This window comes from Ferruginibacter profundus (assembly GCF_054783275.1).
Map to the genome: position 1 here is coordinate 120,344 of NZ_BAAGQW010000001.1, position 13,022 is coordinate 133,365.

Annotated in this window: 13 protein-coding genes; 2 read left to right on the forward strand and 11 right to left on the reverse strand. The window is 39.1% G+C overall.

Annotated elements, in window-relative coordinates:
• Window positions 1–7: 7 nt before the first annotated feature.
• The 11 genes from ACYVM0_RS00490 to ACYVM0_RS00540 all read right to left on the reverse strand — a co-directional run bounded on the left by ACYVM0_RS00490 (window position 8) and on the right by ACYVM0_RS00540 (window position 8,155).
• Window positions 8–691, reverse strand: coding sequence for a hypothetical protein (locus ACYVM0_RS00490; protein ID WP_460550824.1), 684 nt, complete (start codon window positions 689–691; stop codon window positions 8–10).
• Complete coding sequence (locus ACYVM0_RS00495; protein ID WP_460550827.1) at window positions 688–1,203, reverse strand: hypothetical protein; 516 nt, start codon at window positions 1,201–1,203, stop codon at window positions 688–690. The genes ACYVM0_RS00490 and ACYVM0_RS00495 overlap by 4 nt, the downstream gene beginning before the upstream one ends.
• A 159-nt stretch (window positions 1,204–1,362) precedes the next feature.
• On the reverse strand, window positions 1,363–1,779 hold the full coding sequence (locus tag ACYVM0_RS00500; protein WP_460550830.1) for a VOC family protein: 417 nt from the start codon (window positions 1,777–1,779) through the stop codon (window positions 1,363–1,365).
• A gap of 76 nt (window positions 1,780–1,855) precedes the next feature.
• Window positions 1,856–2,293, reverse strand: coding sequence for a GyrI-like domain-containing protein (locus tag ACYVM0_RS00505; protein ID WP_460550833.1), 438 nt, complete (start codon window positions 2,291–2,293; stop codon window positions 1,856–1,858).
• Between the two features lie 137 nt (window positions 2,294–2,430).
• Window positions 2,431–3,081 carry a DUF4919 domain-containing protein gene (locus tag ACYVM0_RS00510; RefSeq protein ID WP_460550836.1) on the reverse strand — a complete coding sequence of 217 codons (651 nt, stop codon included), beginning with the start codon at window positions 3,079–3,081 and terminating at the stop codon, window positions 2,431–2,433.
• Window positions 3,082–3,215: 134 nt separating this feature from the next.
• Window positions 3,216–3,635, reverse strand: a complete 420-nt coding sequence (locus tag ACYVM0_RS00515) for a helix-turn-helix transcriptional regulator (protein WP_460550839.1) — start codon at window positions 3,633–3,635, stop codon at window positions 3,216–3,218.
• Window positions 3,636–3,783: 148 nt separating this feature from the next.
• Window positions 3,784–4,560 carry a tetratricopeptide repeat protein gene (locus ACYVM0_RS00520; protein WP_460550842.1) on the reverse strand — a complete coding sequence of 259 codons (777 nt, stop codon included), beginning with the start codon at window positions 4,558–4,560 and terminating at the stop codon, window positions 3,784–3,786.
• Between the two features lie 52 nt (window positions 4,561–4,612).
• The gene (locus tag ACYVM0_RS00525) at window positions 4,613–5,029 is read right to left on the reverse strand and encodes an HNH endonuclease (protein WP_460550845.1); all 417 of its coding nucleotides are present in this window, start codon (window positions 5,027–5,029) and stop codon (window positions 4,613–4,615) included.
• A 294-nt stretch (window positions 5,030–5,323) separates the two neighbouring features.
• Window positions 5,324–6,304 (reverse strand): hypothetical protein, encoded by a 981-nt coding sequence (locus tag ACYVM0_RS00530; RefSeq protein ID WP_460550848.1) that lies wholly within the window; start codon window positions 6,302–6,304, stop codon window positions 5,324–5,326.
• Complete coding sequence (locus ACYVM0_RS00535; protein ID WP_460550850.1) at window positions 6,297–7,223, reverse strand: patatin-like phospholipase family protein; 927 nt, start codon at window positions 7,221–7,223, stop codon at window positions 6,297–6,299. The genes ACYVM0_RS00530 and ACYVM0_RS00535 overlap by 8 nt, the downstream gene beginning before the upstream one ends.
• Window positions 7,220–8,155 carry a nucleotidyltransferase domain-containing protein gene (locus ACYVM0_RS00540; RefSeq protein ID WP_460550853.1) on the reverse strand — a complete coding sequence of 312 codons (936 nt, stop codon included), beginning with the start codon at window positions 8,153–8,155 and terminating at the stop codon, window positions 7,220–7,222. Before ACYVM0_RS00540 ends, ACYVM0_RS00535 begins: the two co-directional genes overlap by 4 nt.
• 205 nt (window positions 8,156–8,360) lie before the next feature.
• On the opposite strand from ACYVM0_RS00540, the gene ACYVM0_RS00545 reads away from it, so the two are divergent.
• Together ACYVM0_RS00545 and ACYVM0_RS00550 are read left to right on the forward strand one after the other, a co-directional pair.
• The gene (locus ACYVM0_RS00545; protein WP_460550856.1) at window positions 8,361–9,503 is read left to right on the forward strand and encodes a glycoside hydrolase family 88/105 protein; all 1,143 of its coding nucleotides are present in this window, start codon (window positions 8,361–8,363) and stop codon (window positions 9,501–9,503) included.
• 316 nt (window positions 9,504–9,819) lie between these two features.
• A complete protein-coding gene (locus ACYVM0_RS00550; RefSeq protein ID WP_460550859.1) occupies window positions 9,820–12,768 on the forward strand; it encodes a sugar-binding domain-containing protein in 2,949 nt (982 codons plus the stop codon).
• Window positions 12,769–13,022 lie beyond the last annotated feature (254 nt).

A 13,022-nucleotide genomic window follows, 5' to 3' on the forward strand; every position in this document is an offset into this window, starting at 1 on the left:
GGGTGTTTTAACCATTTACAAAATTACCTAAGCCGCCGATAATAAAATTTACTCTTCGTTGTTCGCTATAGTCAAGATGTGCGCTTATCCATTCATAGATATACACATCATTCAGTAATTCTTTAAAAGTTTCCTGCAGGTATTGTTTTACACTTTGCGTTGCAAGTTCCAGTTCTTTCCAAATGGCACTTCGATAGTTAAGAATAAAAACGATATCTTCAAAATCACTGCTGGTTCTACCGTCATTGTTGCCCCGGTTTTTATACGCTTCCAGCTTTGCAGCAATAAAATATACAGCTGTAAAAATGCGGATGGATTGTTTGCTGTTTATTGTTATTTCAATTGCATTTACAAACGCATCTTTATACCACTTGTTTGAAAAGCCAAGCACCTCTTCAGAAGTGGGCATGATATCTACAGTTACGCCTTTAATTACAAACCGGCATATGATACCCGACGTAAAATCATTTTCAAAACCTTTTTGCCTTAATTTTTCTTCCACTTCGGCATAGTCATTATAGTTTGCCAACTCAATTAAAATATCTACATCATCTGTTGGCCTGCTTTCAACTGAGGCCTTATCAGCATACAATGAAACTGTAGCTCCTCCAACAAAAACTACTTCATTGGATAATTCTTCCAATGCACTATTTACTACGCTGAGGCGGGTAATATTTTGCTGATGGCTCATGGAGTTATTATTTTTTTCAGTTCTTCAATTGCCACTTTCATTTCTCTTACTCTCCCAACTCTTATTATATCAATACTCGCCAGTAATTTGTATAATGTTTCATCCTGTTGCACTGCCTTTACTACAGTATTATACAATGGCTGAATTGCTAAACCTCTTATGCTGCCGGTAGCATCTGGCCAAACATAGTTTAATTCACTTGCAAACCTGGTCGCATAAAAAGCATGCGAGTGTGCAGTGGCAATTCCATTTACCATGCTACCCGGTGCTTGCGGAAATACATAATGTAATCCGTATTCTATAAATTCCATCAGCGATTTGCGGTGAACTTTGCGCCTGCTTTCATCTACCAGGCCAGCTATATGACTACGATTAAGTGACTCTGAAATTTCAGATACGCTTATAGATAAAGAAGAGGCCAGATCCCGGTATTGCCAGTCGGGTTTACTGATAGTTAATATCTTGAGCAGGATGAGGACATCCTGGGGGCGCATACCATTGTGAGATTTCATGTATCAAATATACACATTTGTTCGCTGATTGCAAACAGCGAACAGAGAAATGCTTTTTGAATGCAGTATACAATATATCAAATTGATTATCAATATATTGATGTGTAAATACTTCGCCAGCTGTTAAGCTGCCAGCGAGATTTTAATAAAAAGATAGTCTTATTGGCCCCTGTGATTGATCATCCATTTAATGCCGAACCGGTCGATGAACATACCAAAATAATCGCCCCAGGGTGCCTTAGCCATCGGCACTATTACCATGCCGCCTGCAGAAAGATTGTTGAATAAGGCATCCGCCAGCGCCTCGCTATCCGGGTGAAGTGATAAGGAAAAATTATTACCTGCCGTAAAAGGCTGGCCGGTAAAATCAATAAAATCGTTGCCCATCAGTGTAATGCCACCAGGTGCTTCTAATGCGATATGCATGATCTTTTTCTTTTCTGCTTCGGGTAATTGTGCACCTTGAGGGCCATCGCCAAAGCGCTGCAAATTGGTAATGGTGCCATTAAGGGCAGTTTTATAAAAATCAAAAGCTGTTTCGGTGTTACCGTTAAAGGCAATGTAAGGCGCTAACATAAATGTAATTTTTAGAGCAATCAGTAAATGTATTAAAATGTACAGCCAAATCCAATAAATGCAGTTTTACAATAAATTATTTCAAACACATCAGTAGTTCAGTTTCCAGTTTCGTTTCATCATTTGTCCAGTGTCCATAAATTTCGATATACGGTAAGATAGTGTCGTAGCCTTTGCGTTTTAATTCAGCGCTCATATTCTGTCCTGATTGTTTTATTAAATGATAGGGGCCAATATGTTTGTAATAGGCATACTTTGTTAAGGTAATATTTTTTTGTTCCAGTCCCGTATCTTCATCCGGAATGTTATTAAGTTCCACACCGGCAAAAACTTTTTCGCCCGGTTCGTACACCCAGGTGTTAAGGCCTTTGTTGGGTAAGTTTTTTGATTTTACTATTTGCCACATCCTGTCCATTAATTTAAAGGTAGTACCGGCATAATCCTTATTTACGGCAATGCCTGCAAAGCCATAAAGGCGCAGGTGTAGCGGGGCAGTAATGATTGCTATATCCATTACAATAATTTTTTGAAAAGTACATTTAATTGCCGGCAACAACAGCAATTACTTAAACCTTTACACAATAATTGAGTGAAGCATAATAAGAAATAATTTTTTGCTACTTATGCTGTAGCATTTTGCTAACAGCAGGTTTAGTGCTCAAACAGTTTTTTCTCCAGCTCAAATATTTTATTGGCTTCAAAATAATACGTTTTACTTTCGCCTTCTTCTGTTTTTACCAGCATTTTATCACAGGTGTTTTTACCTCCGCTGCTTATACTCTGGGTTTGCAATTCGGCCCCCAGGACGTAGAGAATAAAATACTCCTCTTCAATTTGTGTTACATGCCAGCCTGTTGCGCAGGTTTTGCCATCGCCGTTTTTTATAATTGAATTTAAAAGCCCGAATTCAATATCGTGATATTTGTTCCTGTTTACAGTATCGCCCAGTATCTTATAGGTTTGCTGTAAATATTTATGCGCAAACATGCTGGTGTAATCTATACTTAACATAGCTTTTGTAAGCCTTATAATTTCAGTATAATTTTTGTTTTTTACCTCAGCAAAAACCTGCTTTTTTAAACTATCGTATTTGGTGCTTTTTTTGCTGTATTGTTTGCTATCTAAAAAACTGTTTCTGAAGGCAACGTAGTCAATATTGGTACTGCCATTTTCAAGTTGTTTTACGTAGGCAGAATAGCTGTCGTTGAAATCAGGGATTTCAATCCTGGTATCCTGTGCAAATGCAAATGATGTTTGTGCCAGCAAAAATATTGTAAGGTAGAAAAACCTGTTTTTTATCATAGTGTATTTGTTTTGCAACGGCGTGTAAAACCACCAGCCCCTGCTTATGCTAAAATAATTACTGCCCGCCTTGCCACGGCCCTGGTACGGAGTAACCCCGGCTTTGCTACGGCTTTGTTACGGCTTTGCTATGGCTATGTTTTTTGCGCTGCCAGTAACCTTTCTAAAAGTGCGATCTTATCATCTTTTTCTTTCAGCAGTTCGGCATTTAATCTTTTGATTTCTTCAAATGATTCAATTAATTTTTCTATTGGATTGAAAGCAGGATTGTGGTTAAAAAAAGCAGGCTGTTGACAGTTTTCAAAATTAGCTGTATTGGATATGATACTTATCGCCTGTTCCTCATCAAAATTCAAAATGGCTTCTGCAGGTATTTTTAATACTTTGGCTACCTGTTGCAGTACTGTGGTATCTACCACTTCTTTTTGTTCCAGCATCGATATTTTTTTCTGGTTCCAGTCTTCGCCCAGCTCGTAAGCCATGGCTTCCTGCTTTATGCCCAGCATTTCCCTGAAGCGTTTTATGTTGCGGCCCTGGTGTATTGTTTTTTCCATAAAGAGTATGTTGTTAGCTATACAAATATATAAAAACTTTGTGCATACGGTGGGGGATAAATTAGAAGCTGGGTGGTAAGGATCAGGCTTTGGGCGGGTGATGATGGCGGGAAGGGGGTATGGGTGACCGTTGGGGTGGGGGAATTAATTATTTACTCACCTGTTTAATCTTTTTAAACAATGGCGAATTGGTTGCATAAATATCTTCCGCCAGGGGATTAATTATAAATGCAGTTTTATAATCCTGTGCTGCCAGGGAAACATATTTTGCGGTATTTAATTTTTCATAGGTTTTTGCACGGCCTAGATAAGCCTGGTAATAATTGCTGTTAAGCTGAATTGCTGTAGTGAATGCTTTAATAGCCCTGTCAACAGAATCTTTATACAAGTAACAATCGCCCAGTAATTTGTACGCACCGGCATCTGCCGAATCAAGCTCAATGGCTTTATTAATGTCGGGGATGGCGGCATCATAACCGCCAAGCATATATTCCGATTCTCCTCTTATAGCATAAATATGCTGTGTTTGCTTTTTATCAAAGTTGTATTGGCTGGCATAGAGTAGGTAAATATTGGCCCTTGCAATAGTGCTGTCGTAGTTTTTTGCACTGAAGTAATAGTTTGTTAATGAAAAGAGGGATATGTCGTAACCGGGGTTGATGGATAACGCTTTATAATAATCAGCCAAAACTTCTTTAGCAGGTTTATTCATTTTACTATTGATATAAGCCCTGTTATTGTACGCTGCATAATTGGTGGGATCTAATTGAATGGATTTTTCAACAGCCTGTAAAGCTTCCGCTAATTTATTATTCTGTATTAATGTTTTGCTTTCTTTACTAAGGCGTGTGGATTCTTCTGCGGCTTGTTTATTATTGCAGGCGGTTAGTAAAGAAAGTGAGAAAATAAGAGGGATAATTTTCATGAATTGGGGACGTGCTGTGAAAAAAGGAAACTGCCGAAAAAAGTCTATGTTCTTATGCCATGCTGGCTGTACTTAAAATTTGCGGATACAATTTAGACAAAGAACCTAATGTGTCCGTTGAAAATGTAAGCCGAACTCTTGGTTTGGATTCATTTTCTGCTTTTGTAATTGGTTTTTTTGCTGATGTTGTATAGTCAAATGTTGGAAAACTATCTCCTTTTGCTTCATTATTTTTCCAATGCAGTGCTTCTAAATTTTCTATGTTGTTATCGCCACCTTTTGAGATAGGGAATATGTGATCAATATTCCAGCCAAATTCTGTTTTAAGACCAAATTCGCTTTTTTTTATTATCGCTCCTAAATCATCTAAACGATAGTGAGCCTCATCTAAACTAATTTCAGTGTTAGTCAAATCAGATTTTACAATTGGTCTTAGTTTATCCCAAAGTGTCTCTATTTTATTTTTCATTGTAATTTTTTTATCTGACTAAAGTTACTGAAACCTGTTAAAATATAAAAAAATAGTTAGTTGCAGGAAGCCCAAACCCAGGTATGCGAAGCAGGAAGGTTTTTAGCCAGTCAATATCTTTGTTAGAAATAATTATCTGTGTCTTTGAGCTTTGATAAGCGGCCCAAATGCAGCGGCAGTATTTGTTGGCGCAATTTTGTTGGTACGCCAGCGCTTTATGACTTTGCTTCGATACCAACAAAGGCGCTTGCTTGGGAAGAGTGACTACCAACGACGGCGAAGAACACCGTGTTGTTAGCGGTAGTCGTCCTTTGGTGTTATGAACGATTTTATTTCACTTTTTTGAGTATTATAAATTTGGCCATTCTTGTCTTCAAGTAAAAAATTGGATTCGTTTTCATAAATAACTTTTAATGTGTCAAACTTATGAGGCAAACTATCGAATAACAGATTTGCAGATTTTTTATCTATAGCAATTGTATACGGCTTACCACCTCCAATACTTCTTGGAATTTCACCATACAAATATTTACCAAAGAAAAAACAAATAATAAGCAGAAATAAAAAGTCTTTTAGCGCACTGATTGTGTATACACCATCTCCGATATCGCCAAACGAAATAAAAGTTAGTAAAAAGATAATTATTGCAAAAATCCAAAAGGTAAGTACAACATCTGAATAGTGCGACATGAACGATAATAGTGTTATCAATATAATAATTGCGGGAAATAGTAACCAAAAAATGCCGCTTTTACTTTTATGTTTTTTGTTTGAGGAGTAAATCAAGGAAAAAATCAATAATATGGCCAAGATTGAGTAAATGGCGGATGTCGTTTTACCAACTTTTAATATTTTTTGTAAAGCTATGTAGTTTGAAAAGGCAAAGACGAAAAGATTAACTAAAAAGAAGGCAAGTATATAGCTAGGCCATGATTTTATTAAATCATCTGTCATAGTCTCTTTAGAGAAACTAAAGTAAACCATTATTATGATAGAAAAAATAAAGATTGTTATAAAAACGCCAGCTTTTAAGAAAGTAAGATTCAAAATATTATATTCGAAGAAACTATAATTACTTAAATAGCCTCCAATTACTAAATACCCCAGAAGGTAGGTCAGGGGAAATATCTTGAAAATTATTGCAATTATTTTTTTTAAATCTTCCATTTTTGAGGATTTTTGAACTGCCGCTAATTGGCATGTATTGCTGTAGATAGGATATTTTAAAACATCCAGCCCCACTTGCAGCAATGTTAGCAACAGTTTTTTAGTCAATACTTAAGAGTCTTAAAATTTCTTTTTCATACTTTGCGTATGAACCCCTACCAAGTTGAATCATTTTGTTAAGTTTTTTTAAATCATACTCAAACATATTTGTCCCATGTTTAGGCTCTGGAAAGGAGTCACTAATCCTTAATATGTCCAAATTTGGAAACAACAATTTAGAAACAATTGTATTGCTATTTGTGCTAGCGTTCAAAACCCTTTCAAAAAAGTTAAATATTCCTATTTTTTTTAAAAGCCTAGAAATTATTCCTGATGTATTTTCTATGTAGTGACCAACGCCAACATTTAAAAGGTGAATATTTTGTTCATGCACTCCAAGTGATTTATAAGCATCTATCATTGAATATAAGGTGGAGTTGTTCGCTATAAAACCTCCATCAACTACTTCAATTTCTCCATGATTTTCTGTTTTGATTTTCATTTTATTAAAAAATGGATATGCGGCACTAGAGCAACGCACAGCAGTTTCAATAGTACAGTTAAAACCTGGCTTGAATGACTGTTGCATTCCATGGGCTTGTTGAATATTTGTCTTAAAAATTAAGGGCATTTGAGTGTCAAAATTCAAGGCTACAATTCCTATGTCAGTCTTAAAAGCATTAAATTTTCTTTCGCCAAATATTTTTTTTGCCTCTATTTCTAATGCCTTACTTTTTCCCGATTTACTTCTGCTTTTCATTATTTTCGGAATGAGTTCTAAATACAGTAATTCAATCTCACTTATTTTATAGCCCAATCCAATTAACGCAGCAATTATTGAACCGGTGCTCGTGCCATAAATTAGACCAAAGGACTCGTGTAGTGGCTTGCCAAGCTTAAGCTCAAGCTCCTTGAGGACACCTAAAGTATAAACACCTTTAGAGCCACCTCCGTCTAAAACTAATATGTTCAAATGCTTATTTGTCATTGAAACTCATTCCAGAATTTAATTAATTGAGTTCTAAAATTTTTACAGTCAGCTATATTCCACTGTTGCTTGGAATTCCCAAATAAATAACGTTGTCTATTTTGGCATACTAAGGCCTCTAATTGAGTATCTGAATAATTATGCAATGTATTTAGAAGAGCTAGAACTCTTGAATAGTGTGTGTTATTTTGAAAATCATTATCCGGTATATTAAACATTAATCCTTCAATAAAATAAGAAGGAGCAAGAGAACTTGTAATTATACCATTATTTACAAGACTGGCCTTTATATTTTTAATAATTCTTATTGCAGGTTTATAATTAGAATTACAATTTTGATTTTTTGAAGCACCATTATCAAAATGTAGTTTAGGGAAATTGACGACTTCTTCATTAGTTTTATTTGTCCAGAACACTATCCCCTTTGCGTAATTAGCAGTATTAATTTTACTAAAACTTCGATAGTCTCTATATTCAGCACAGCAAATAACATCACATTCTAATCTTCCTGAATTTGCAAGGACCTTAATTGAATTATTACCGACTTCTACATAGGTTTCTCCATAATAGCTTTTTAATCTGCGGATAACTGCCTCCTTAAAGGAGTCCAGTGAATATTTTCCATCGGAATAATATTCATTAAAATCACGCAATTGTTCTGGTGTTAATTTGTGCTTATTAGAGTAAAATACAGAACTAAACTCAACAACGACATCCACATCACTATCACCTCGAATATTAGTGAAATTACGATACGAACCTTGTAAGTATATATCAAAACTGACATCATCTTTCCAATTGTGTCCCTCGATACAAGTTTTTATAGAATTGTAGGTATTGGCTGATGTTGTTGTCGCCCCTTGATTTGACCAAGTTTGCAATTGTGCTTCAGGTATTGCCATTGGGTATAAAATTGTTGCTAACTTCTGCATTTTCGCAATTTTTGTTCATTAACCAATAGTTAATTAAAAAACGCACAAAAACTTTGCAAATGCGATTTAATGTTTTTATTTTCCAAATAAAAATAATCTTTAATAACTAAATTCAAAAAAATACTTCCCCTACAGGATACCACATAACACTCTTCCCCGCCCAATGCTTTAAACTGCATATTAATTAGCACCTTAACTTGCATATATGAAATGTATTAAAGCCTTCCTGGTTATCTGCGCTGGTTTGTGGGTAGTTCAAAATACCACCGCACAACAACTTGCCGCTAAAAAAGATGTTTTAAAAACCCTTACCCTGGCCAATAAATATTTTATGGATAAATGGCCCGATGCCGGCAAGCCCATTTTTGTGCCCAGCCGCAACCGCACCTGGCCCAGCCATATATGGACGAGGGCCGTGTATTACGAAGGCCTGATGGCATTGTACAGCGTAGATAAACAAAAAGCCTATTACAATTACGCCGTAGATTGGAGCGCCAAACACAACTGGAGTTTACGGGATGGCATTAAAACCCGTAACGGCGATAACCAGGCCTGCGGGCAAACCTATATTGACCTGTACAAAATTGATAAAAACAAAACACATATCGACAGCATCAAAGCTTCTGTTGACCTGATGCTGCAATCCTCAAAAATTGACGACTGGCATTGGGTGGATGCGATACAAATGGCGATGCCGGTGTTTGCCAAACTGGGCGTAATTTATAAAGACACGAATTATTTTCACCGCATGTACGAGATGTATGCGTTTACCAAATACAAACACGGCGACAATGGTTTGTTCAACGCTGCCGAAGGTTTGTGGTGGCGGGATAAAGATTTTGATCCGCCTTACAAAGAGCCCAATGGCGAAGATTGTTACTGGAGCCGTGGCAATGGCTGGGTAGTGGCGGCATTGGTAAGGGTGCTCAGCACCATTCCCAAAAATGAAGCGCACCGTACGGAGTACTTATCGGATTATAAAGCGATGATGGCGGCGTTAATTCCCATTCAGCGCAACGACGGGTACTGGAATGCCAGCCTGCACGACAGCACCAATTTTGGTGGCAAGGAGTTAACGGGCACTTCGTTATTTGTATATGGTATGGCCTGGGGCATCAACAATAAAATTTTAGACCGTGCCACTTACTTACCCATTGTTACCAAAGCCTGGAATGCGATGGCCAAAGAGAGTGTACATGCCAATGGCTTTTTGGGTTGGGTGCAGGGCACGGGCAAAGAGCCTAAAGAATCGCAGCCTGTAACATACGACAGGGAACCGGATTTTGAGGATTTTGGATTGGGCTGCTTTCTGTTGGCCGGCAGTGAAGTGTATAAGATAAAGAGATAATTGCTGCTACGCAGCAAGGGCGTGGGTGGCCACGGAACGGACCTGCCTACCGGCAGGCAGGTTACACGGATTACACGGATTTACACGGATTTTTTAATTCACTTTGTGAATTGGTTTTCGCCGGAAAGACAGTAAGACGTTCAGTAATTCTGTCTTATTTTCTCTCCGGCTATTTTCTTTTGTATTTAATCCGTGAAAATCCGTGTCATCCGTGGCAAAACAATTCACAAAGTGAATTCAATAAATCTGCGACATTTGCGGTATCTGCGGGCCATATTTTTCACGTAGTGAATTACAGTATTCTAAAATATTTTTAATGAAACGATCTTTTGTATTGCTGCTTCTTTTTATTGCCTTGTTGCAGGCGCAGGCGCAACGCACCAAATACAATTTTAACAGCGACTGGAAACTGAGTCTGCAGGATGATACCATCTACGCCAAAAAAACTTTTGCCGATTCGTACTGGAAAAATATCACGCTGCCCTATGCCTGGAACGAGGATGATGCCTTTAAAAAAGATATTGCTGATCTGAGCACCGGCATTGCCTGGTACCGCAAACATTTTCGCCTGCCCGCCACAGCCAAAGGGCAAAAAATATTTTTAGAATTTGAAGGCATCAGGCAGGCCGGAGAATTTTATGTAAACGGAAAATTTATTGGCCTGCACGAAAACGGGGTGATGGCTTTTGGTTTTGATATTACCGACCTGGCCGAATTTGGCGATATAGAAAATGTAATTGCCGTGCGTATTGATAACAGCTGGGAGTACAGGGAAAAAGCTACCAATACCAAATTTCAATGGGAGGATAAAAATTTTAATGCCAACTATGGTGGCATCAGCAAGAATGTGTACCTGCACATTGTACCCAAAGTGTACCAGACCTTGCCCTTATACAATAATTTAAAAACAACTGGTGTGTATGTGTATGCCGATAATTACAACATTAAAGCAAAAACTGCCACGGTACATGCCGGGAGTGAAGTAAAAAATGAAAGCCTTGCTAAATTAAATATTACTTACGAAGTGCAGCTCAGTGATAAAGACGGTAAAGTAATAAAAACTTTTACCGGCGATAAAACTACCATTGCACCCGGAGAAATAAAAACGGTGAAGGCAGCTGCCGCTGTGAGCGGCTTAAATTTCTGGAGCTGGGGCTATGGCTATTTATATACTGTGCAAACAAAATTAACGGTAAATAATATTACCATTGATGCCGTAACCACCACCACCGGTTTTAGAAAAACGGAATTTAAAAACGGGATGATTTATTTAAACGACCGCGTGATAATGGTGCATGGCTATGCACAAAGAACGAGTAATGAATGGCCGGCAGTGGGTTTAAGTGTGCCGGCATGGCTGAGCGATTACAGCAATGGCCTGATGGTAGAGGGCAATGGTAATTTAGTACGGTGGATGCATATTACCCCATGGAAACAGGATATTGAAAGCTGCGACCGTGTGGGCCTGATGCAGGCCATGCAGGCAGGCGATGCAGAAAAAGATGTGGAAGGCGTGAGATGGGAACAGCGTAAAGCCGTGATGAGAGATGCTATTATTTACAACCGCAATAACCCCAGCATTATTTTTTACGAATGTGGTAACGAAAGTATTTCTGATGCACACATGCAGGAGATGAAAGACATTCGCAATACGTATGATGCCAAAGGTGGCCGTGCCATTGGCAGCCGTGAAATGCTGGACAGCAAAGTAGCAGAGTATGGAGGAGAAATGTTGTACACGAATAAAAGCGCTCATATTCCCATGTGGGCCATGGAATATTCCCGTGATGAGGGTTCAAGAAAATACTGGGATGATTATACGCCGCCTTATCATAAAGATGGAGTGGGGCCATTGCACAACGGGCAGGATGCATCGGCCTACAACCGCAATATGGAAAGCCATGCTGTGGAGAATGTAAAACGCTGGTTCGAATTCTGGAACGAAAGGCCGGGCACCGGAAAGCGTGTAAGCGCCGGCGGTGTGAATATTGTTTTCAGCGAAACCAATACGCACCACCGCGGCGTGGATAATTACCGCAGGAGCGGGGAAGTGGATGCATTGCGTATCATTAAAGAAAATTTTTATGCCAACCAGGTGATGTGGGATGGCTGGGTAAACCCGGAGAAACAACATATCCATATTATAGGCCATTGGAATTATTTGCCGGGCGTAAAAAAAGATATTTATGTTGTTTCCACCGCCGCCAAAGTGGAACTGAAAGTGAATGGCACTTCATTAGGCTTTGGTACAAAGAGCGATGGCTTTTTGTTTACGTTTAAAAATGTGGAATGGCAACTGGGCAGCATCAGCGCCAAAGGGTACGACGAAAAAAATAATGTAGTTTGTTCAGACCAATTGACTACTGTTGGTGAACCGGTGGCACTGCGTTTAAAAAGTATTAAACGCCCCACCAATTTTATTGCCGACGGTCATGACCTGGCATTGGTAGAAGTAGAAGTGATTGATGCCAAAGGCAGCCGTTGCCCTACTGCATTAAATATGATCAGTTATACATTGGATGGCCCGGCAGTGTGGCGTGGCGGTATGGCCATTGGGCCGGATAATTATATTTTGTCGCAGCAGTTTCCGGTAGAGGGCGGTGTAAACCGTTTTCTGATCCGTTCTACCACCACCGCCGGTGAAATAAAAATTACTGCCACTGCAGAAGGCTTAAAACCGGCCACCCTAACGTTAACCACTACACCGTTTGTAACTACAGGCGGCTTAGCTGAAATATTACCTTCCGCCGGCCTACCTTCTAATTTACAAAGAGGGCCAACGCCTGCCACAGCATCTTTTACTATTACCCGTACACCCATCAACATTGTAAAAGCCACTGCCGGCGCACATGCCGACAGTGCCTTTGCCAGCTATGATGATAATGAACTGAGTGATTGGGTGAATGATGGTAAACTGAATACGGCCTGGATTGAATACGATTTGGAAAGAGCCGCCACCGTAAGTGAAATTACCTTGAAGCTGAATAATTTCCGCAGCCGCAGTTACCCCTTACGTATTACGGTTGATGGTAAAGAAGTGTATAGAGACAGTACCCCCAAAAGCCTGGGCTATTGCACCCTTAGCTGCAAACCCACCAAAGGAAAAAAAGTAAGGATTGAGCTGGTGAAAGAAACTACCAGCGCCGCCACTACCACCGGCATGGAAGTGAATGGCAAAAAATTGGATGATGGTGTGGGAAGAAATGATGCGACTGCGAAAGGAACGCTGAGTATAATAGAGGTGGAGGTGTATGAGAAGCTTTAGGGAAGTTGAAAGTTGAAAAAAATATTTTGCTGCGAAAGGTAAGTAAGAATGAGAGTTCAATAAAAAAACTGTTTCTATTTCTCCACCAGTACCTGCGTAAGGCGCCTCTTTTGGTTCGGTAACGCCGAAGGCGGGATTCGGAAAATTCGCCGGCAGGCGATAATTTTTCGAAAGAGGCAAAAGCAGCGCCGGCGCAGGTACGCAGCCCCACCGGCTGTGGAGGTGAAAGCAACTGGTTTAAAAGAATTCGCAAA

Coding starts and splice junctions, on each gene's coding strand:
- ACYVM0_RS00490 (WP_460550824.1), bottom strand. CDS start 691: ATGAGCCATCAGCAAAATATTACCCGCCTCAGCGTAGTAAATAGTGCA.
- ACYVM0_RS00495 (WP_460550827.1), bottom strand. CDS start 1,203: ATGAAATCTCACAATGGTATGCGCCCCCAGGATGTCCTCATCCTGCTC.
- ACYVM0_RS00500 (WP_460550830.1), bottom strand. CDS start 1,779: ATGTTAGCGCCTTACATTGCCTTTAACGGTAACACCGAAACAGCTTTT.
- ACYVM0_RS00505 (WP_460550833.1), bottom strand. CDS start 2,293: ATGGATATAGCAATCATTACTGCCCCGCTACACCTGCGCCTTTATGGC.
- ACYVM0_RS00510 (WP_460550836.1), bottom strand. CDS start 3,081: ATGATAAAAAACAGGTTTTTCTACCTTACAATATTTTTGCTGGCACAA.
- ACYVM0_RS00515 (WP_460550839.1), bottom strand. CDS start 3,635: ATGGAAAAAACAATACACCAGGGCCGCAACATAAAACGCTTCAGGGAA.
- ACYVM0_RS00520 (WP_460550842.1), bottom strand. CDS start 4,560: ATGAAAATTATCCCTCTTATTTTCTCACTTTCTTTACTAACCGCCTGC.
- ACYVM0_RS00525 (WP_460550845.1), bottom strand. CDS start 5,029: ATGAAAAATAAAATAGAGACACTTTGGGATAAACTAAGACCAATTGTA.
- ACYVM0_RS00535 (WP_460550850.1), bottom strand. CDS start 7,223: ATGACAAATAAGCATTTGAACATATTAGTTTTAGACGGAGGTGGCTCT.
- ACYVM0_RS00540 (WP_460550853.1), bottom strand. CDS start 8,155: ATGCAGAAGTTAGCAACAATTTTATACCCAATGGCAATACCTGAAGCA.
- ACYVM0_RS00545 (WP_460550856.1), top strand. CDS start 8,361: ATGAAATGTATTAAAGCCTTCCTGGTTATCTGCGCTGGTTTGTGGGTA.
- ACYVM0_RS00550 (WP_460550859.1), top strand. CDS start 9,820: ATGAAACGATCTTTTGTATTGCTGCTTCTTTTTATTGCCTTGTTGCAG.